The sequence below is a fragment of the Blautia sp. HCP3S3_B11 genome, assembly GCF_052064435.1.
Taxonomy (GTDB): Bacteria; Bacillota; Clostridia; order Lachnospirales; family Lachnospiraceae; genus Blautia_A.
This window is the reverse complement of the sequence record NZ_JBQHVP010000001.1, coordinates 25427-47115: the sequence shown is the minus strand read 5'-3', so window position 1 is coordinate 47115 and position 21689 is coordinate 25427. Positions and strand designations below refer to the sequence as shown.

General features: G+C 43.2%; 20 protein-coding genes and 1 pseudogene. 19 read left to right on the top strand and 2 right to left on the bottom strand.

The genetic code is table 11. The features are described from left to right. Nucleotides 1–34 precede the first annotated feature (34 nt). The 9 genes from ACTNC0_RS00225 (at nt 35) to ACTNC0_RS00185 (ending at nt 9004) form a co-directional block, all read left to right on the top strand. Entirely contained in the window at nt 35–1912 is a 1878-nt protein-coding gene (locus ACTNC0_RS00225) for an outer membrane protein assembly factor BamB family protein (protein WP_441085836.1), read from the top strand. A gap of 216 nt (nt 1913–2128) precedes the next feature. Next, nucleotides 2129–3163: a molybdopterin-binding protein gene (locus tag ACTNC0_RS00220; protein WP_441085835.1), complete on the top strand. Its 1035-nt coding sequence runs from the start codon at nt 2129–2131 to the stop codon at nt 3161–3163. 21 nt (nt 3164–3184) lie between these two features. After that, nucleotides 3185–3997: a metallophosphoesterase gene (locus ACTNC0_RS00215; protein WP_441085834.1), complete on the top strand. Its 813-nt coding sequence runs from the start codon at nt 3185–3187 to the stop codon at nt 3995–3997. Nucleotides 3998–4010: 13 nt separating this feature from the next. Then, nucleotides 4011–4799 (top strand): segregation and condensation protein A, encoded by a 789-nt coding sequence (locus tag ACTNC0_RS00210; protein WP_117674788.1) that lies wholly within the window; start codon nt 4011–4013, stop codon nt 4797–4799. A 107-nt stretch (nt 4800–4906) separates the two neighbouring features. Next, the gene (gene scpB / locus ACTNC0_RS00205) at nt 4907–5476 is read left to right on the top strand and encodes an SMC-Scp complex subunit ScpB (protein WP_117674789.1); all 570 of its coding nucleotides are present in this window, start codon (nt 4907–4909) and stop codon (nt 5474–5476) included. A 103-nt stretch (nt 5477–5579) separates the two neighbouring features. Then, on the top strand, nt 5580–6374 hold the full coding sequence (locus ACTNC0_RS00200) for a zinc dependent phospholipase C family protein (RefSeq protein ID WP_441085833.1): 795 nt from the start codon (nt 5580–5582) through the stop codon (nt 6372–6374). 127 nt (nt 6375–6501) lie between these two features. Further along, the gene (locus ACTNC0_RS00195; RefSeq protein ID WP_441085832.1) at nt 6502–7734 is read left to right on the top strand and encodes a D-alanyl-D-alanine carboxypeptidase family protein; all 1233 of its coding nucleotides are present in this window, start codon (nt 6502–6504) and stop codon (nt 7732–7734) included. Continuing rightward, entirely contained in the window at nt 7695–7994 is a 300-nt protein-coding gene (locus ACTNC0_RS00190; RefSeq protein ID WP_441085831.1) for a hypothetical protein, read from the top strand. The genes ACTNC0_RS00195 and ACTNC0_RS00190 overlap by 40 nt, the downstream gene beginning before the upstream one ends. 224 nt (nt 7995–8218) lie before the next feature. Further along, the gene (locus ACTNC0_RS00185) at nt 8219–9004 is read left to right on the top strand and encodes a shikimate kinase (RefSeq protein ID WP_441085830.1); all 786 of its coding nucleotides are present in this window, start codon (nt 8219–8221) and stop codon (nt 9002–9004) included. 441 nt (nt 9005–9445) lie between these two features. Here the strand turns inward: ACTNC0_RS00185 and aroD are convergent, their stop codons facing one another. After that, nucleotides 9446–10207 carry a type I 3-dehydroquinate dehydratase gene (aroD, locus tag ACTNC0_RS00180; protein ID WP_441085829.1) on the bottom strand — a complete coding sequence of 254 codons (762 nt, stop codon included), beginning with the start codon at nt 10205–10207 and terminating at the stop codon, nt 9446–9448. Nucleotides 10208–10304: 97 nt separating this feature from the next. Further along, nucleotides 10305–10694 (bottom strand): annotated as a pseudogene (locus ACTNC0_RS00175) (quinate/shikimate dehydrogenase); the annotation flags it as partial. Between the two features lie 256 nt (nt 10695–10950). On the opposite strand from ACTNC0_RS00175, the gene ACTNC0_RS00170 reads away from it, so the two are divergent. The 10 genes from ACTNC0_RS00170 (at nt 10951) to ACTNC0_RS00125 (ending at nt 21655) form a co-directional block, all read left to right on the top strand. Further along, a complete protein-coding gene (locus tag ACTNC0_RS00170) occupies nt 10951–12387 on the top strand; it encodes an acyl-CoA carboxylase subunit beta (protein WP_291807834.1) in 1437 nt (478 codons plus the stop codon). 14 nt (nt 12388–12401) lie between these two features. Next, nucleotides 12402–13190, top strand: a complete 789-nt coding sequence (locus ACTNC0_RS00165; RefSeq protein ID WP_441085828.1) for an OadG family transporter subunit — start codon at nt 12402–12404, stop codon at nt 13188–13190. A gap of 97 nt (nt 13191–13287) precedes the next feature. Then, nucleotides 13288–13656, top strand: a complete 369-nt coding sequence (locus tag ACTNC0_RS00160) for a biotin/lipoyl-binding carrier protein (protein ID WP_441085827.1) — start codon at nt 13288–13290, stop codon at nt 13654–13656. 16 nt (nt 13657–13672) lie between these two features. After that, a complete protein-coding gene (locus ACTNC0_RS00155; protein WP_291816745.1) occupies nt 13673–14821 on the top strand; it encodes a sodium ion-translocating decarboxylase subunit beta in 1149 nt (382 codons plus the stop codon). Between the two features lie 25 nt (nt 14822–14846). Then, a complete protein-coding gene (locus tag ACTNC0_RS00150; RefSeq protein ID WP_119233585.1) occupies nt 14847–16259 on the top strand; it encodes an oxaloacetate decarboxylase subunit alpha in 1413 nt (470 codons plus the stop codon). Nucleotides 16260–16475: 216 nt separating this feature from the next. Then, nucleotides 16476–17819: an NAD(P)/FAD-dependent oxidoreductase gene (locus ACTNC0_RS00145; protein ID WP_441085826.1), complete on the top strand. Its 1344-nt coding sequence runs from the start codon at nt 16476–16478 to the stop codon at nt 17817–17819. Nucleotides 17820–18156: 337 nt separating this feature from the next. Then, nucleotides 18157–18828 carry a (d)CMP kinase gene (cmk, locus tag ACTNC0_RS00140; RefSeq protein WP_441085825.1) on the top strand — a complete coding sequence of 224 codons (672 nt, stop codon included), beginning with the start codon at nt 18157–18159 and terminating at the stop codon, nt 18826–18828. An 18-nt stretch (nt 18829–18846) separates the two neighbouring features. Further along, nucleotides 18847–19725 carry a 4-hydroxy-3-methylbut-2-enyl diphosphate reductase gene (gene ispH / locus ACTNC0_RS00135; RefSeq protein WP_441085824.1) on the top strand — a complete coding sequence of 293 codons (879 nt, stop codon included), beginning with the start codon at nt 18847–18849 and terminating at the stop codon, nt 19723–19725. After that, the gene (gene rpsA, locus ACTNC0_RS00130; RefSeq protein WP_441085823.1) at nt 19706–20782 is read left to right on the top strand and encodes a 30S ribosomal protein S1; all 1077 of its coding nucleotides are present in this window, start codon (nt 19706–19708) and stop codon (nt 20780–20782) included. Before ispH ends, rpsA begins: the two co-directional genes overlap by 20 nt. 99 nt (nt 20783–20881) lie before the next feature. Then, nucleotides 20882–21655, top strand: a complete 774-nt coding sequence (locus ACTNC0_RS00125; RefSeq protein WP_441085822.1) for a CpsB/CapC family capsule biosynthesis tyrosine phosphatase — start codon at nt 20882–20884, stop codon at nt 21653–21655. The last annotated feature ends 34 nt before the right edge of the window (nt 21656–21689 follow it).

Sequence of the window (21689 nt, the reverse complement as noted above, 5' to 3'; positions counted from 1 at the left end):
AATATGAATATACATGAATTTTGAGGGAAAAAGTATGAATCAAAAAAGAAAATCACAGTTGAGGAAAAGCAGATACAAGAAAAAATCTGCAAGACCTGAATATCTTCAGTCAACAGTGCAGCGAGAAACACAGAAAAGAAAACAAAGACGCAGAAGAAAGCGTTTCCGCCTGAAACCACAGATTACAATCGGTGGAATTATAATTCTTGTATTATTGATTGTATTTGCAGGGAGCAGACTCTTTTTATCTGGTACAAAAGCAGGCAGCGACAAAGCACAGGCAGTATCGTCCTCAAATGCAAAAATAGCAAAAGGAACTAAAAAAACAAAAGGTTCGAAGAAGGAAAAAGACCTTGTTGAAATGGAAGAGAGTAAGGAAATCTTCTTTGAGCCGCACTGCGTAGATTCAACGAAGCCGGAAAATCTTATCAGCTATACGAACATTGAAGTGGATGGAAACCTGCTTGAAAATGTTGCAGACTATAAGCCGGATGAAGATATTACATTTAATGTAGGACAGGAATACATAAATGTAGATGGAATCGTTACATTCCGAGGAAACAGTTTCCGTGATAATCCGACATATGGATATGCAAATATGACGAATTATAAATTAAACAAACTGTGGTCAGCAGATACCGGTTCTCTTTCTTCCGGCAGTGCAGTCTGGACCGGAAGTGGATGGACCGGACAGCCGCTTATGGCAAAATGGTCAAAAGAAGTGAAAGCTCATATGAACATGACAGAAAAAGCCAAGGCAGACGATGATCTGGTTGAGGTGATCTATGCATGCATGGATGGATATGTATATTTTCTGGATCTGAGAACAGGAGAGAAAACCCGCGATCCATTATATCTTGGATATACGTTCAAAGGCGCAGGTGCCCTGGACCCAAGAGGCTATCCGATTATGTATGTCGGTGCCGGATACAACAGTAACGAAGGAACTGCAAGAGTATTTGTTGTAAACCTGCTGGATTGCAGTGTTATGTATACATTTGGAGATAATGATGAATTCTCGCTCCGCGGCAGTCTGAGCTTCTTTGACGGATCGGCGCTTGTAGATGCCGAGACAGATACCCTGATTTATCCTGGAGAAAACGGAATCGTATATCTGATCAAACTGAATACTAATTATGATCAGAACAATGGCACGTTATCTATTAACCCTGGTAAGACTGTAAAATGGCGGTATTATGGTACCAGAAGCAGCACAGAATCATTCTGGATCGGAATGGAAGATAGTGCTGCGATTTATAAAGGTTATGCGTTTATGGCAGATAACGGGGGAAATCTGATGTGCCTGAACTTAAATACCCTGCAGCTTGTATGGGGACAGGATACACTTGATGATTCAAACTCGACACCGGTTCTGGAAATTGAAAACGGACATCTGTATCTGTATGTGAGCACATCTTTCCGGCTTGGCTGGAGAAGCTATGATTCAGCGACGATTCCAATCTGGAAGATCGATGCAGAGACAGGAGAAATCGTATGGCATACAGACTATCAATGCTATACAGATGATGGCGTATCCGGTGGCGTTCAGTCCACGATTGCCTGTGGAAAGAACGAACTTTCCGATTACATATATGTGACGGTATCCAAGACTTCTGACAATGCATCCGGAGTCCTTGCCTGCCTGAAAAAATCCGATGGTTCCAAAGTATGGGAGGATTCCTCTTCCTATGCATGGTCCTCTCCGGTCTGCGTCTATAACGAGGATGGGAGCGGAAAAGTCCTTTATTGCAACAGTAGCGGTGATGTCCGTCTCCTGGATGGCAAGACCGGTAAACTGGAGGATACCGTGTCGATCAGTGATGGCGTCATCGAGGCTTCGCCGGCTGTGTATGATAATTATATGGTCGTTGGAACCAGAGACTGCAAGATCTGGGGAATCCAGTTACAGTAAAATAGCAGTGAGTAATTTAAGATCAGTATTGCATTACGCGGTACTGCTCTTAAAAGCGTTGTTACTGTTTGCTACTTGCTACTTGCTCAGTAATAAAAGCGTTACCATGATGTGCAACAGTGCCTTTAAAACTTTGACAAAAGACATAGACAGGATGTATAATAAAATCCAAATGGGTATTGCGGGTGGCAAAAAACAAAAAGGAAGGTATATACAATGAAAGAAATCCGTACAGAAGATGCAGTGGGACATATTTTGTGCCACGACATCACACAGATTATCAAAGATGTAAAAAAAGGGGTGCTTTTTAAGAAAGGACACATTGTCAGGGAAGAGGATATTCCTCTTTTACTTTCTGTGGGAAAAGAACACTTATATGTCTGGGAGAAGAAGGAAGGAATCTTTCACGAGAACGAAGGCGCAGAGATTCTTTATCAGATCTGTGCCGGAGATTCAGGTACCATGCATGGATCTGATATCAAAGAAGGAAAGATTGAGCTGATCGCAGACATCGACGGTGTACTTAAAATCCGCAGAGATGCATTGGTTGCGGTTAATTCACTTGGAGAGATGATGATCGCATCCCGCCATGGAGATTTCCCGGTAAAAAAAGGCGATAAGCTTGCAGGAACCAGAATTATTCCGTTAGTGATCGAGAAAGAGAAAATGGACCGTGCGAAAGAAGTGGCAGGCGACCAGCCGATTTTCTCTATTCTCCCATATAAGAAGAAAAAAGTGGGAATCGTGACAACAGGAAGCGAAGTACAGAAAGGTCTGATCACAGATACCTTTACCCCTGTTCTGAAAGATAAATTTGCCAGATTTCCGTCAGAGATTCTTGGACAGACAACGCCAGGGGATGATATGGAACAGATTACAGCTGACATCCTGAAATTTATTGAGAATGGAGCAGATATTGTAGTCTGCAGCGGTGGCATGAGTGTTGATCCGGATGACAGAACACCTGGCGCGATCAAAGCGACAGGAACCCGTATCGTATCTTATGGTGCACCGGTACTTCCGGGGGCAATGATGCTGGTTTCCTATTATGAGAAAGATGGAAAACAGATTCCGATCCTGGGACTTCCGGGATGTGTGATGTATGCGAAGAATACGATTTTTGATCTGTTACTGCCAAGACTGATGGCAGATGATGAAATCACCGCATCAGAGATCAATCAGCTGGGAGAGGGCGGACTCTGCCTGAATTGTGATGTCTGTACCTTCCCGAATTGTGGATTTGGAAAATAAGGAAAAATAAGGAAAGACCAGATGAAAAGATTCAGAACCGTACACTATACGATTCATTCAGAGAAAATCAAAGACGCCAGAGGAGTCCGATTCGCAGTTATTGCAGATCTCCACGGTGTGGAATTCGGTCCTGATAATCAGCGACTTCTCGAAACAATCAACAAATACAGACCGGACGGAATTCTTATCGCAGGGGACATGATCGTAAGAAATGATTCGGAGTCTATGAAAAAGGCAGAATCACTTTTGAAGAGATTTTCGGCGCAGTATCCGGTTTATTATGCACTGGGAAACCACGAGTATAAACTGTATCGGAGCAACCCGGAAGAAAATGAGTTTGCAGGGGAATATCAGGAGTATGAAAACGAGCTGAGAGAAGCTGGTGTTGAAATTCTGCATAATGATTTCTGCAAATTAAAGGTTGGAAAAACCAGCATTACCGTTTATGGCTTGGAGATTCCGCTGATCTATTACAAGAAACCATTCTCTCCCAGACTTCACATAGAGGAAGTCAGAGAACTGATTGGAGAACCCTCTGAAGATTCACTGAATATTCTGCTTGCGCATAGTCCAAAATACGGCGATACTTATTTTGACTGGGGAGCAGATCTTATTTTAAGTGGACATTATCATGGAGGAATTGTGAGGCTGAACAGACACAAAGGACTGCTTTCTCCACAGCTTCAGCCATTTCCTGCATTTTGCTGCGGGGATTTTCACAGAGGCAGTCAGCACATGCTGGTAAGTGCCGGAGCCGGGGAACACACGATTCCTGTAAGAATTCATAATCCCAGAGAAGTTCTGATTGTAGATTTGAAACCGTATTTGAGATGAGAGGTGTTTTCGTATGGGAATTCCGGTAAAACTGGAAGTTTTTGAGGGTCCGCTCGACTTGCTGTTACATCTGATTGAAAAGAATAAAATAGATATTTATGATATTCCTATTGTGGAGATCACAGACCAGTATATGGAATATATCCATGCAATGGAACGCGAAGACTTAGGAGTTATGAGTGAGTTCATGGTCATGGCCGCTACACTTCTGGATATCAAGTGTAAAATGCTTCTCCCGAAAGAGGTAAATGAAGAGGGCGAAGAGGAAGATCCACGTGCAGAACTGGTTGAGAAACTTCTGGAATATAAGATGTATAAATTCATGTCTTATGAATTGAAAGACAAAATGGATGATGCAGCCAATGTATTTTTTAAAGAGCCAACTCTGCCGGATGAGGTCATGCAGTACAAAGAACCGGTAGATCCAAAAGAATTGCTGGCAGGACTGACACTGGAGAAATTAAATGCTATCTACAAATCGATCATCCGCAGACAGGAGGACAAGGTTGACCCGATTCGAAGCAAGTTTGGAACTATCGAAAAAGAAGAAGTCAGCCTGTCAGATAAGATGATCGAGATCAAAGAATTTGCGCGTACCCACAGGAAGTTCAGTTTCCGTAATCTTCTGGAAAGCCAGAGTTCTAAAGTACAGGTGATAGTCACTTTTCTGTCGATACTGGAGCTGATGAAAATGGGGCATATTCATGTCGAGCAGGATGGACTGTTTGATGATATCTCTGTAGAAGTACAAACGGATCCGGATACCTGGAAGAATCTTACCGAATTTGCAGAAGAAGAGTAACAGGAAAGGGTAAGAAAATGGAATAGAAATACAGGCAGTGTCTGCATGGATACGCAGTATGCAAAAGATAAATGCGTAACAAAAGGATAAGGAATGAGGAAGACTGAGTGAAGATTAAGGAGACAGAAGCAGCTATCGAAGCGATACTTTTTGCCATGGGCGGTTCCGTGGAACTGCCCCGGATAGCCAAAGCCATCGGGGTGGATGAGAAGACAACCGGAAGGATCATCCGCAATATGATGGACCGCTATCAGGAAGAAAACAGAGGAATCCAGATCATAGAACTGGAAAATTCCTTCCAGATGTGTACCAAAAAAGAATATTATGAATATCTGATCAATATTGCGCTGCATCCTCAGAAGCCGGCACTCTCAGATGTTATGCTGGAAACCTTGTCCATTATCGCATACAAGCAGCCGGTGACAAAAGTAGAGATCGAGAAGATCCGCGGGGTAAAATGTGACCACGCGATCAATAAGCTGGTAGAATACAGTCTGGTCAGAGAGCTTGGAAGACTGGATGCCCCCGGGCGCCCGATATTATTTGGGACTACCGAAGAATTTCTGCGGTGTTTCGGCGTTCAGGATCTGGAATCACTGCCTGTACCCGATCCGGTACAGATTGAGGACTTTAAGGCTGAGGCGGAAGAAGAAATCCAGTTGAAATTGGATGTTTAACCGACAGGAATGAATTTTAGAATACGCTCTGGCATGGTTACCTGTATCAAAGGACATTTAAGATTATAGCATTTCAGGAAAATACGGGAAGGAGAAGATGGTTATGCCAACCACATATGCACACGATTTATTTGGAAAAGAAGTATATAAAAAACTGCCGTCAGATATGAAGGCGCTGATTCGCAGATATGGAGATCTGTACAGGATCGGTCTGCATGGACCGGACATTCTGTTCTACTATATGGTTTCGAAGAATCCGGTTACTCAGTTTGGAATCGCTATGCATCATGAGAAGGCAAGAGCCTTTTTCGAAGAAGGAATGCGCCAGGTACGCAGAAACAATGATGAAGCGCTCCTTGCGTATCTTCTGGGATTTGGCTGCCATTATATGTTTGACTCAGCATGCCACCCATATGTGAACCAGATGGCTGCAGAAGGAGTCGTTCCTCATATCGTTCTCGAGAAAGAATTTGATCGTGTGCTTATGGAAGAAACCGGCAAAGATCCGGACCACTATTACCCGGCTTGCGGTATTGTCCCGAAAATGGAATATGCAAAGGTTATTCACAGAGCTATTCCGCTTGTAAAAACCATAAACATTTATCTTTCTGTCAAAATGATGAAAATTCTTACAAACTTTATGGTATGCGATGACCAAGGAAGAAAACGCAGAATCATCGGAAAAATTCTGAGCTTTGGAGGAAAATCCATCGGTTCCGTAATCGAACACTTTATGACCGCCGAGGCGGTAGAACAGGCAAAGGCGCCAATCCCTGAATTAAAGAGGCTGTATCAGGAGGCAATCCCCGAAACAGCAGAATATCTGAAGGAACTTTATACCTTAAGAGAAGGTGCATATCATCTGAGCGCACGATGGAATCGTACCTATAATGGCTAAGACATTGGCAAATATATCGAAATAATTCGGGCGTTTATGAAATATCATATCGGTTAGTCATATTCCGGACATGTTGGCATAAGTTATTTAATAAATAAATGCCAGGCAGGTGAGGTGGAATATGAGGATGAGACATATTGCCGCTGTCACGATCGTGACGGCGGTATTGTTGTTTACACAGACTTCTGCTTCCGTACAAGGAGGAGAAAATAAGATACCTCAGATGGTAGATATGACACCGGCTATCGAGGAACCGTCAGAACTACACGCATTATCGGCAGTCTTGATGGATGGAGATTCCGGCAGAGTGCTTTATGAAAAGGATGGAAAGACACCTCTTGCAAATGCCAGCACAACAAAAGTACTTACCTGTATTGTGGCATTGGAGAGTTCGCCGGGAGATGATTATGTACAGGTTTCCCAGAATGCAGCTTCCCAGCCGGAAGTCAAGCTGGGACTTCAGAAAGGAGAACAATACTATCTGGAGGATCTTTTATATTCTCTGATGCTGAAAAGTCACAACGATACAGCAATCGCCATCGCAGAACACTGTGGGGTAACAGTGGAAGGCTTTGCCAGAATGCTGAACCGAAAAGCAAAACAGATTGGATGTAAGGATACGTACTTTATTACGCCAAACGGTCTGGATGCGCAGGACGAAAATGGCAAACATCATACGACCGCAGAGGATCTGGCACTGATCATGCGGTATGCCATCAAGAATAAAACTTTCCTGCACATTTCCCAGACCAGAGATTACACTTTTTCAGAAATCACAGGAAAACGGACTTTCTCCGTACATAATGCCAATGCACTGCTTGATATGATGGACGGAGTTCTCGCAGGAAAAACAGGCTATACTTCCCAGGCAGGGTACTGCTATGTGTGTGCCTGGGAAGAGGAAGGGAAAACTTTTGTAGTCAGTCTTCTTGGCTGCGGATGGCCCAATCATAAAACATACAAATGGAGCGATACGAAAAAACTGCTAAGCTACGGGGCCTATAATTATGACTATGAAACCTACTGGCAGGAGCCACATACGAGTAAGATTCTGGTAACGGACGGGGTGGAAAATATGCAGAATATAGGTGAGAAAGTCTATCTGAGGGGGAAATGCAGCGTAACATCCGAGGACCGTGAAAAAGAAATACTTCTCAAAAAAGGGGAGGCAGTAACCTGTAAGACGGAAATTCCACAGAAGGTAAGCGCCCCGGTTCTGAAAGGGGAGAAACTGGGACGTATCGCTTATTATCTGGATGGAAAACTGATCGATTCCTATCCTGTTTATGCGGAAAGATCTGTAGAGAAGATCAGCTTTAAATGGTATACGGAAAAGGTATTTCACGATTTTTTCCATTAAAAAACTTAATGAAAGAGCTGAAAAGGCAGGAAAAAGAGATAAAAAGACAACGAAAACAGGTTGATTTCAGGAAGAAGGATGTCTATAATAAATACGGAGAGATTTTCTTAAAGTATGTAAGGGAATCTCTTCATATCCTGAATACAGGCATAAAACGTACAAAACAGGCAGCAAAAGTTTTTGATGGAAACATTTCTATCGGATATATTCACACACAGGGCCGCAATTTTATCCCAAAGCTGGTCAGAGGCTTGCCATAGAATCATTTGTTGAATTCATAGAAAAAAACTATAGAATCAATGAAACAATTTAATGGTTTAAAGGGTTGCTATGAAAAAGCAAGATTGATATAATAAAACTTAACAGTCGGCATTTCATGTATCAACAAGTTGATAGTTTGGTGACACATCGGCCGTTCGTGAAAAAGTTTATGGCAATTTTGCAGAATAAGTAAATTGTCATAGGAAAGACAGAGGAAAGAGATATGAATCAGTTAGAAGTACTCAGAGAGAGCCTGGGACAGTGTGATGAGATCATTCTGGATGCCCTTATTATGAGAAACAGAATCGTAGAGGACATTATGGCATACAAAGAGGCTAATGGACTCCAGATCTTACAGCCAGAGCAGGAAGCAAAGCAGAAAGAGTGGCTGGGGAAGAGAATGGAAGGCAGACGCCATAAGGATGAAGTTGCAGACGTATTCGACAGCATCCGTACCAACAGTAAGAGAATCCAGGCAAGAAAACTTTTCAACTACAATATCGTACTTATCGGATTTATGGGCTCAGGTAAGTCTACAATCTCCGATTTCCTTAAAACAGTATTTGCCATGGATATAGTAGAGATGGATCAGATTATTGCTGAGAGACAGGGAATGAGTATTTCTGATATTTTTGAGACATATGGTGAGCAGTATTTCCGCGACCTTGAAACAAACCTGCTTATCGAAATGCAGTCTCGCAGCAATGTAGTAATCTCCTGTGGTGGTGGTACTCCGATGAGAGAGTGCAACGTAGTTGAGATGAAGAAGAACGGCCGCGTGGTATTACTTACTGCGAAACCAGAGACAATCCTTGACCGTGTCAAAGATAACCACGACCGTCCGCTGATCGAGAACAACAAGACTGTTCCGTTCATCGCAGATCTGATGGAGAAACGTCGCGCAAAATACGAGGCAGCAGCAGACATTATCATCGAAACAGATGGCAAGAGCGAGCTTGAAATCTGTGAAGAACTGGTTCACAGACTTCGCGCTATGGATGAGAAATAAATATAGCTATTCAAAATAATCTGTTATTTTGATATATCCGGTTAATAGGGACAGCTCACGATAATAAATGAATAGATATATTGTAAAGATATGAAATAGCTACAGACAATAGAAATGGCATTTACAGGAATTAATTAACTTTCCTGTAAATGCCGTTTCTGACTTTATAGAATTATATCTTTTATAGATATGCCGGATTCCATAAATAGGAATCCTGATCTGATTCTAACTTGTTTTATAATCCCATTCCTTTTGTGCCTGTTCTATGACATATTTCTTAAATTTTTCTGCCATCCGGAACCATAAGCGGAAATAAAAGTCCGGATGACAGATACACGTATTTTATTATTTTTAAGGAGTCATTTGTGAATTCATTTATTATAATTATGGTCCGTACTTTGCGGAAACCGATTCTTCAGTATAATTTATATAGCTGAAGAATTATAAGCTGCTGTGAATGATATCCAGCACCTGTTTTAACTCATTGACACCGATCTGTCCCGGAGCAGAAGCCTTAGAAGCAGCACCAAAAGTGAGAGCGGAGCCGAATGTCTCACCTGTGAGGCGGCTGACAACGCCTGTACCTGCCATAGACATGGTAATGATCGGGCGGTCTGCATATTTCTCAGACATTTCCAGAGTAGCACTAAGAAGTGTGAGAACATCCTGCTTGCAAGTCGGCATAACTGCCATTTTCGGAATATCAGCACCGAAATCCTGCATCATGCGAAGACGTCTGATAATCTCATCCTTCTCCGGGGTCTTAAAGAAATCATGGTTAGAAGCGATTACTTTCACACCTGTCTCATGAGCAGCGTCGATAATTGTTTTTACAACATCATCACCGGTAAAAGCTTCCACATCAATTAAATCTACATAGCCACTCTGGGCTACGGCAATATTTAAAGCAGCATAATCACTTACGGAAATTTCTTTCTCGCCGCCTTCTTTGGAAGTACGGAAAGTAAAGAGAACAGGGATATCTTTTAAAACTTTCTGGAGTTCTTTTGCTGTTTCTAATACTTTTTCAGTAGTAAAGACATCATCAAACCAGTCTACACGCCACTCAACCACGTCAACCGGGAGAGTAGTGATCTTTTTGGCTTCTTCAAGAATGTCTTTTGTTGTTTTTCCTATGATCGGAACGCAGATCTTCGGTCTGCCTTCACCGATTACCGTATTTTTTACCTGAATTGTGTTCATTTTATTATCCTCATATTTCTTAGATTAAGAATAAACGTAACATAACCGCATCCATCATCAGGCTATTGTTGAGACTTGCGGTAATGAAACGAAAAGTTGTCATTTTCTTTCCAATTACATCGATATCATTGTCCTTCAGGGCAGACATAAATCCGATACCATCTGTGATATGACCTGTAAGGTGGCCGTTATCATTTACGATTGTATTAACTGCGCCACATAACTCTGCTGCAGGAGAAAGTTCATCCAGATATTTTCCAACCAGAGTTTTGTTTGGCATGGAAACATTGGAACCTCTCATTTTCAGAGTACGGATCGCTTTTACTGCGTCTTCGATTTCATCAGCGCCAATCTCAAAAGCAAGGTAAGCGTAGTCGTACCCGAGTTTTGCAAAAGCCTCATTCTGCATTGCGGGAGAGCTGGAGTGACGGATCGGGTAAGCCATCAGACCGATTAATTCAGTATGCCCGGTAATTCTTTCTGCCATTATAATAGCCCCTTTCGTAATTCATTAACTTTTTCGCGCTAAAATGATACCACATTTAACTTGCGAAGTGAAGAATAATAGGAAGAAACAGATAGAAAAGCCTCATATGGCAAAACATTACAAAATTTTATGGCATTTTTTTAACGGAAATGATAAAAAATTATTGAAATATTTTGCTAAAAAAGGTAGAATTAAAATTGGCTAAATTTTTGGGTTAACTTTTAAATATTCTCATAAAGATGGAGGGCAAACAAGAATGAGTAATGCAACACAAAGCTTAGCAGGCACAAGAATTACTTCTTTGCTTGACGCAAACAGTTTTGTCGAAATCGGACAGGGTGTAACAGCCAGATCCACAGATTTCAACATGACTGCAAACAAGGCACCATCTGACGGTGTTATCACCGGATATGGTGTGATCGATGACAAACTGGTTTATGTATACAGCCAGGATGCATCCGTATTAAACGGTACTGTTGGTGAAATGCATGCAAAGAAGATCACAAGACTTTATGATCTTGCAATGAAAACAGGCGCTCCGGTTATCGGACTTGTTGACTGTGCTGGTATCCGTCTTCAGGAAGCAACAGATGCACTGGAAGCTTTCGGACAGATCTATCTGAAACAGACACTGGCATCCGGTGTGATTCCGCAGATCACAGCAATCTTCGGAACATGCGGCGGTGGTATGGCAGTTATCCCGTCCCTGACAGACTTCACATTTATCGAATCTAAAAAAGGAAAAATGTTCATCAACACACCGAACGCACTGGAAGGAAATAATGCAGATAAATGCGATACAGCAGCAGCTGAGTTCCAGAGCAAGGAAACAGGTCTGATCGATGGCGTTGGTACAGAAGAAGAGGTTCTTGGCCAGATCCGTTCTTTAGTATCACTTCTTCCTTCTAATAATGAAGACACAGACAATTACACAGAGTGTACAGATGATCTCAACCGTGTATGTGCTGAACTTGCAAACTGTGCAGGTGATACAGCAATCGCACTTTCCCAGATCGCTGACAACGGTGAATTCTTCGAGACAAAAGCAGACTATGCAAAAGACATGGTTACAGGCTTTATCCGTTTAAACGGCGCTACAGTAGGTGCTGTTGCAAACAGAAGCGAAGTATATGACGCAGAAGGCAAGAAAACAGAAACATTTGACGGAAGCATCTCTGCAAGAGGCGCAAGAAAAGCAGCAGATTTCGTGAAATTCTGCGACGCTTTTGATATTCCGGTACTTACACTTACAAACGCAACAGGCTTCATGGCAACCTTATGCAGCGAGAAGATGATGGCGAAATCCGTAGGTGAACTGGTAGCTGCATTCGCAGATGCAACTGTTCCGAAGGTAAATGTGATCATCGGCAAAGCTTACGGTACAGCTTACGTGGCAATGAACAGCAAATCTATCGGTGCAGACCTTGTATATGCATGGGATAACGCAGAGATCGGTATGATGGATGCTTCCCTGGCAGCCAAGATCATGTACGCAGATGCAGATGCTGCTGAACTGAATGAAAAAGCTGCTCAGTACAGAGAGCTTCAGAATGGTGTTGCTTCCGCAGCAGCAAGAGGCTATGTTGACACTGTGATCAGCCCGGCTGACACAAGAAAATATGTAATCGGTGCATTTGAGATGCTGTTCACAAAAAGGGAAGATCGTCCGTCCAAGAAACACGGAACGATTTAAGCGGGGTGACGCATATGAAAATGATCAAAAAAATAACTTCTGTATTCATGACATTTCTCGTAATGGCTGCACTGGTGATCGGCAGCACATCTGTGGTATTTGCCGCTGATGAGGCTGATGCGGATACAGAATCTAAATTGATCCAATATGGTGAGTGGCTTACGGATCAGATTATCAGTATGACAGACGAAGATATTGAAACGTATTTGAAAGCAGAGGATGCTTTTACTGTAAATGCAGCTCAAGTATGGAAAGATTCAAAAGATGAGCTTGGAAAACAGAAAAAAGATGAAGAGAAAAAAGACGAAGAGAAAAAAGACAAATCAGCAAAAACTACGGTGGATTTAAAAAATGGACAGTATGTAGTCACAGTTCCTAAGACGTTTGAAAAAACAAACGCTAATTTTGTATATGTATTTTCAAATCTGAATACTGTTGATTCTGTGTCCATAGATGTACAGTACGGCATGGCTAAGACTCTTCAGAGAGCCGGTCTTAACACACTGATGGGTATCGGAACCGTATTCGTAATGCTGGTACTGTTAAGTCTTCTGATTTCTCTGTTCCGTTTCATCCCGAATCCGGAAGCAAAGAAAGCAGCAGAAGCAAAAGCAGCCAAAGCTGCAAAAGAGGCAGAGGCAGCAGCCATCGCACAGACAGCACCTACACAGGCAGAAGAGAACCTTGCAGATGACGGAGAACTGGTAGCTGTTATCGCAGCAGCAATCGCAGCAGCAGAGGGAACTACAACAGACGGATTCGTAGTTCGTTCCATCCGCAAAGTAAAAAGAAACAGAAGATAATCACTGTTCATCCGATAATATTTTTGCGTATCGTAGATTACATTACTGAGAAAGTAATGAACGCTAATAATTGTTATTTATTTAGGAGGATTTTAAAATGAAAAGCTATACAATTACAGTAAATGGTACAGCATATGAAGTAACTGTTGAAGAAACAGGAAGCGTATCCGCACCAGCAGCAGCTCCGAAGGCCGCACCTAAAGCAGCACCGGCAGCAGCTCCGAAAGCAGCAGCTCCTGCAGCAGGTGCAGGCGCAGTAAAAGTAACAGCTTCCGTACCTGGTAAAGTTGTTAAAGTAGCAGCAAGCGTTGGACAGACAGTAAAAGCCGGAGACAGCGTAATTATTCTTGAATCCATGAAAATGGAAATCCCTGTAGTAGCTCCTCAGGACGGTACTATCGCAAGCATTGATGTTGCAGAAGGTGCCTCTGTAGAAAACGGAGATACTTTAGCAACAATGAACTAAGACGGGAGGTAGTCAAATGTCTTATGTAACAGAAACATTGTCCAACCTGATTCACCAGACAGCATTCTTCAATCTGACATGGGGCAATTACCTGATGATCGCAGTAGCCTGCGTATTCCTTTACCTTGCTATCAAGAAAGGATTCGAGCCGCTTCTGCTTGTTCCTATCGCATTCGGTATGATGCTTGTAAATATCTATCCGGACATTATGGCAAATCCGGAAGATATGTCCAACGGTGTAGGTGGACTTCTTCATTATTTCTACATCCTTGATGAGTGGAGTATCTTACCATCCCTGATCTTCATGGGTGTAGGTGCCATGACAGACTTCGGTCCGCTGATCGCAAACCCGATCAGCTTCCTGATGGGTGCAGCAGCACAGCTTGGTATCTATGCAGCTTACTTCCTTGCAATCTTCCTTGGATTCAACGGAAAAGCAGCAGCAGCAATCTCCATCATCGGTGGTGCTGACGGCCCGACTTCCATTTTCCTTGCAGGTAAACTTGGACAGACAAGCCTGATGGGACCGATCGCAGTAGCAGCATATTCCTATATGTCACTGGTTCCGATCATCCAGCCGCCTATCATGAAACTCTGCACAACAGAGAAAGAACGTAAGATCAAAATGGATCAGCTTCGCCCGGTTTCCAAACTGGAGAAGATCCTGTTCCCGATCATTATCACAATCGTTGTCTGCCTGATCCTGCCTACAACAGCTCCGCTGGTTGGTATGCTCATGCTTGGTAACCTGTTCAGAGAGTGCGGCGTTGTAAAACAGCTGACAGAAACAGCTTCCAATGCCCTGATGTATATCGTAGTTATCCTTCTGGGTACATCCGTAGGTGCTTCCACAAGTGCAGAAGCATTCTTAAACGTAGATACTCTGAAGATCGTAGTTTTAGGTCTTGTTGCATTCGCAATCGGTACATTCGGTGGATGTATGCTTGGTAAACTGCTTTGCAAACTGACTCATGGACGTATCAACCCGCTGATTGGTTCTGCCGGTGTATCCGCAGTACCTATGGCAGCCCGTGTATCCCAGAAAGTGGGTGCAGAGGCAGATCCTACAAACTTCCTTCTGATGCACGCAATGGGCCCGAACGTTGCCGGTGTTATCGGTACAGCCGTAGCAGCCGGAACATTCATGGCTATTTTCGGTGTATAATTGAATTTATAAAGGAGATTTAATAATGGCAGAATTAGAGAAAAAACCTGTTAAAATTGTGGAAACCATTCTCCGTGATGCTCATCAGTCCCAGATCGCAACACGTATGACCACAGAACAGATGCTTCCGATCGTAGATAAACTTGACAAAGTCGGCTATCACGCAGTAGAGTGCTGGGGTGGTGCAACATTCGATGCATCCCTTCGTTTCCTTCACGAAGATCCATGGGAAAGACTTCGTAAATTACGTGACGGCTTCAAGAACACAAAACTTCAGATGCTCTTCCGTGGACAGAACATCCTTGGATATCGTCCATATGCAGATGACGTTGTAGAATACTTCGTACAGAAATCTGCTGCAAACGGAATCGACATCATCCGTATTTTTGACTGCCTCAATGACCTTCGTAACCTGCAGACAGCAGTAAGCGCTGCAAACAAAGAGAAGGCTCATGCACAGGTAGCTCTTTCCTACACATTAGGAGATGCTTACACACTGGAATACTGGACAGACATCGCAAAACGTATCGAAGATATGGGCGCTGATTCCATCTGTATCAAAGATATGGCAGGTCTTCTCCTTCCAAACAAAGCTACAGAGCTTGTAACAGCATTAAAAGAAACAGTTAAGATCCCGATCGACCTTCATACACATTACACATCCGGTGTAGCTTCCATGACTTACTTAAAAGCAGTAGAAGCTGGTGTAGATATCATCGATACAGCAATGTCTCCATTCGCACTGGGAACATCCCAGCCTGCAACAGAAGTTATGGTTGAGACATTCAAGGGAACACCATATGATACAGGATTTGACCAGAAACTTCTTTCAGAGATCGCTGACTACTTCCGTCCGATCCGTGACGAAGCTCTTGACAGCGGACTGCTCAATCCGAAGAACCTTGGTGTTAACATCAAGACTTTACTGTACCAGGTACCGGGCGGTATGCTCTCCAACCTGACTTCCCAGTTAAAAGAACAGCACGCAGAAGACAAATTTTACGATGTTCTTGAGGAAGTTCCGCGTGTACGTAAAGACCTCGGCGAGCCGCCACTTGTAACTCCGTCTTCACAGATCGTTGGTACACAGGCTGTATTCAACGTACTTATGGGCGAGAGATACAAAATGGTTACAAAAGAAACAAAGGATATCCTGTTAGGAAAATACGGCGCAACTGTAAAACCGTTTAATCCGGAAGTACAGAAGAAGTGCATCGGCGATGAGAAACCGATCACATGCCGTCCGGCAGACCTTCTTGACAACGAGCTTGAGAAACTTGAGAGCGAAATGGCTCAGTACAAGGAACAGGATGAAGACGTATTAACATACGCACTGTTCCCACAGGTAGCTATGGACTTCTTCAAATACCGTCAGGCTCAGAAAACAAAAGTTGACGAAAAAGCAGCTGACAAAAAGAACGGAGCATATCCTGTATAATTGATCAGTAATTAAATATGTCCAAACGAAAAAAGGAGCTTGCGTAAGCAGGCTCCTTTGCGTTATTATGAAAGAATATGATACCCGGGAATATAATGTGCCAATGGGTATATGATGTCAGAGGTACATATCTATATTGATCGTAGCGAAGCGGAGACGTGGAACCATGATGAAATAGACAATCTGCAGGGTAAAATAAATACAGGAGAATATTCCATGAGCAAAGTTATAATAATCGGCGGCGGAGCCGCCGGAATGATGGCAGGGGTTTTTGCAGCCCGTAACCATCATGAAGTTCATATATTAGAGAAGAACGAGAAACTGGGAAAGAAAGTATTCATCACAGGAAAAGGCAGATGCAATGTGACAAATGCCTGTGACACAGAAGAACTCTTTCCTGCAATGATGAGCAATCCCAAGTTCCTCTACAGCAGTTTCTATTCATTTACCCCTCAGGATGTAATGGAGTTCTTTGAGGAAGCAGGTGTCCCTCTGAAGGTAGAGCGTGGAAACCGCGTATTTCCACAGTCTGACCATTCCTCAGACATCATCCGCGCTCTGGAGCGTGAGCTGAAGAAAGCAGGAGCAAAGATTCATCTTCATACTGCTGTGCAGGAAATCGTAAAGAAACCTGTAACAGATTCCGTAAATACCCTTGAATCAGAAGCCGCATTAACAGAATCAGGATCTGATGCAGGAAAAAGCAGAAAAGGAAAAAAATTATCTGACATACCGCAGGAGAAGATCACAGGAGTTATACTTACAGATGGTACCTTCATGGAAGGCGATGCAGTCATCGTAGCCACAGGTGGATTCTCTTATCAGAGTACCGGTTCCACAGGTGACGGATACCGCTTCGCAAGAGAACTGGGACTGAAAGTCACGGACATTGCTCCCTCCCTTGTGCCATTAAAGACAAAAGAAGACTATGTCCCTAAGCTTCAGGGACTTTCCCTTAAGAATACAGGACTTACCATAAAGAATGGAAAGAAAGTACTCTATGAGGATTTCGGAGAGATGATGTTCACCCATTTCGGAGTCACAGGTCCCATGATCCTGTCCGCCAGTGCCCACATTGGTGCAAAACTGGCGAAAGCACCAAATGGCGAACTGTCCGCATATCTGGATCTGAAGCCGGCACTCACCAGAGAACAACTGGATGCCAGGATCCTGCGTGAATTTGAAGCAGGACCAAACAAACAGTTCAAGAACGTGATTGGCGTACTTTTCCCGTCATCTCTGACTCCGGTAATGCTGGAACTGGGTGGAATCCCCGCAGAGAAGAAAATCCACGACATCTCCAGAGAAGAACGCCAGCACTTCATTGACCTTATCAAAGCCTTCCCCTTCACAATCACAGGAATGGGTGAGTTCAAAGAAGCCATCATTACCAGAGGCGGCGTCTCTGTCAAAGAGATCAACCCCGGAACAATGGAAGTAAAGAAGATATCTGGTCTTTACTTCGCAGGCGAAGTACTGGATCTGGATGCGGTGACAGGTGGATATAACTTACAGATTGCCTGGTCTACCGCATATCTGGCAGCGCAAGCTATACAGTAAGCTGAAACAAGCAGATGATGAGTACCTTGTAGGTGGATTATATCTATGATATGATTCAGCTATACGTTATTTAACAAGATATAACAAGATATAACAAGAATTCTCCCACCTCTATAGGTGGTGAGATGAATTGCAAACAAGAGAATGAACGGCAGTGGCGGGCGGAGAGAAATCGGTATCCCTCACTGACATGAGGCAAATCACAGTCAGTATGTTGCTGATATGTCAGACTCTGTGAAATTACCGACTGTGAGTTGAAACAACGATTCATAAACATCAATCAATAATAAAACAGAGAAAATCTGTTTGAATAATAGAAACAGGAGGAACCACGAAAATGGGATGTAACATAGCCATCGACGGACCTGCAGGAGCAGGAAAGAGCACCATTGCAAAGAAAGTAGCGAAAGAATTATCATTTATCTATGTAGATACAGGAGCCATGTACAGGGCAATGGCTTTATATCTTCTGAACCATGGCGTAAACGGAGAAAATCAGGAAGAGATCGAGGTTGTATGTTCCGGCGCTGACATTTCCATCGAATACAAAAACGGAGAACAGATTGTCATCCTCAACGGAGAGAACGTAAATGCTATGATCCGCACCGAACAGGTAGGAAACATGGCATCCAAAAGTTCCGCAAACCCGAAAGTCAGAGCTCATCTTCTGAAACTTCAGAGAACTCTGGCAGAGAAAAACGACGTAGTCATGGACGGTAGAGATATCGGCACAACCATCCTTCCAAACGCAGAAGTAAAAATCTACCTCACAGCAAGCGCAGACACCAGAGCAAAAAGAAGAGCACTGGAATATGAACAGAAGGGAGAAGCCTTTGACCTGGACCAGATTCGAAAAGACATCATCGAGCGCGACGAACGCGACATGAACCGCGAAATCTCCCCTCTGAAACAGGCAGAGGACGCAGTGCTTGTAGATTCTTCGGAAATGGGAATTGATGATGTTGTAAATGCGATTCTTAATGTATATAAGGAAAAAGTGCAGAAATAATTTAAGAAGGATTATTTTATGAAAGTAAAAGTAGCAGAAACAGCGGGCTTCTGTTTCGGCGTCAAACGTGCAGTGAACAAAGTCTACGAACTCATAGACACAGAACAGAAACCTATTTTCACTCTGGGCCCGATCATCCATAACGAAGGCGTAGTAGCGGATCTGGAAGCTCGTGGCGTCCATGTTATCGCAGAAGCAGACCTGGATTCCCCGGATGACACCCTGCAAAACGGAACAGTAGTCATCCGTTCCCACGGTGTAGGCAAACCCATTTACGATAAACTGAAAGAAAAAAACATCTCTTACGTAGATGTCACCTGTCCCTTCGTCCTGAAGATCCACCGCATCGTGGAAAAAGAGAGCCTGGCCGGAAATCATGTGATTATTATCGGTGACAAAGATCATCCAGAGGTTCAGGGAATCTGCGGATGGTGCCAGGGACCTTACACAGTGATCAAAAACCAGGAAGAGGCCGAAGCATTCCTCCTTCCGGAAGGAAAAAAAATAAGCATCGTGTCCCAGACGACATTTAATTACAACAAATTTAAAGATTTAGTTGAAATTCTTTGCAAAAAGAGGTATGATAATAATGTTTTAAATATTCTCAATATTTTAAACACTATTTGTAATGCTACCGAAGAACGGCAGAGAGAAGCAAAAAACATAGCCGGAGAGGTAGACACTATGTTGGTCGTAGGTGGCCGGCATAGTTCCAATACTCAAAAGCTGTTTGAAATATGTAAAAAGGAATGTGGAAATACTTACTATATACAAACACCTGTAGACTTGGATTCTGAAATGTTCCAATGCAGTAGTTATGTAGGTATTACAGCAGGGGCTTCCACCCCAAACAAAATTATTGAGGAGGTTCAAGAACATGTCAGAATTAAGTTTTGAACAGATGCTGGAAGATTCCGTAAAGACTATCAGAAATGGAGAGATTGTACAGGGTACTGTCATCGATGTAAAAGAAGATGAGATTATTCTGAATATCGGTTATAAAGCAGACGGTATTATCACAAAGAACGAATACTCTAACGATGCAAGCCTTGTACTCACAGATGCTGTTCACGTTGGAGACACAATGGAAGCAAAAGTTCTCAAAGTAAACGATGGAGAAGGTCAGGTTACTCTTACTTACAAGAGACTGGCAGCAGAGAAAGGCAACAAACGTCTTGAAGAAGCATTTGAGAATCAGGAAGTATTAAAAGCTCCTGTAACTCAGGTACTTGACGGCGGACTCTGTGTAAACGTAGACGAAGCAAGAGTATTCATTCCTGCAAGCCTGGTTTCCGACACATACGAGAAAGACCTTTCCAAATATGCAGATCAGGAGATCGAATTCGTTATCACAGAATTCAACCCGAGAAGACGCCGCATCATCGGTAACCGTAAGCAGCTTCTTCTTGCTGAGAAAGCAGAGAAACAGAAAGAATTAATGGAGAAGATCCATGTTGACGACACAGTTGAAGGAACAGTTAAGAACGTTACAGATTTCGGTGCATTCATCGATCTTGGCGGAGCAGACGGACTTCTTCACATCTCTGAAATGTCCTGGGGCAGAGTAGAGAACCCGAAGAAAGTATTCACTGTTGGCGATAAAGTTAAAGTTCTTATCAAAGAGATCAACGGAGAGAAGATCGCACTTTCTCTCAAATTCCCGGAAGCAAATCCATGGCTCACAGCAGCTGAGGACTTCGCTGTAGGAAACGTAGTTAAAGGTAAAGTTGCACGTATGACAGACTTCGGTGCATTCGTAGAGCTTGCACCTGGTGTAGATGCACTTCTTCATGTATCCCAGATTTCCAGAGAGCACGTTGCTAAACCAGCAGACGTACTGTCAATCGGACAGGAGATCGAAGCTAAGGTTGTTGACTTCAACGGCGAAGACAAGAAGATCAGCCTGAGCATGAAAGCTCTTGAAGCACCGGCTGAGGAAGCTACAGAAGAATAATTTATCATAATCATGATGTTCAGACACCGTCCTTGTATAAGTTTATATAGGGACGGTGTTTTTGTAGTTATTTGCAATAAAGGGAGATGAAAGAGAAATATGACAGACCACGGTTTATTTGATATCCACTGCCACCTGATTCCGGGAGTGGACGACGGAGCACAGGACCTGGAGGAAACCCGCAGACTGCTCCGCATGGAATGTGAACAGGGAGTTAGAAACATTATCGCAACCCCTCATTACAGAGATCAGATGTTTGATACACCCATCCGCACCATCCGCAGCCAGTTCGCTCTGGTGGAGAAATGCGTACAGGAATTCAATCAGGAGCTTGCTAAGAAAGACAGAATGAGAATATACCTGGGCTGTGAATTCCATGCAAACATGCAGATGAGCAGAATGCTGGATGAGGGAAGGGTCAGTACAATGGCAGATTCCGGCTATGTTCTGGTAGAATTCTCAGGAAATGCAGAATACAGCTACATAGAAGACCGCCTCCGCAGCCTTATCATCGTAGGCTACCGCCCCATCATCGCACATGCAGAACGCTGCGACAACCTCCGGGGTGACCTGGAACTGATCAGGGACCTGGCACAGATGGGAGCCTATATACAGGTAAATGCAGACAGCATTCTGGGAAAAAGCGGATTTTATACAAAAAGATTCTGCAGGAAGCTGATGAAAGGAGACCTCCTTCACTTCGTAGGCTCTGACTGCCACGACAGCCGGTACAGGATCTGCCGCACAGGAGAAGCATACAAAAAAGTAATCAGCAAAATGGGACAGGAATATGCTGACAAAATTTTTATTGAAAATCCTTCCGTAATTGTAAAAAATGGGGAAAACAGAAGGAAATTTGTCAAATACACTTGAAGAATGTCAGAAATCGTATTACGATATATAAAGT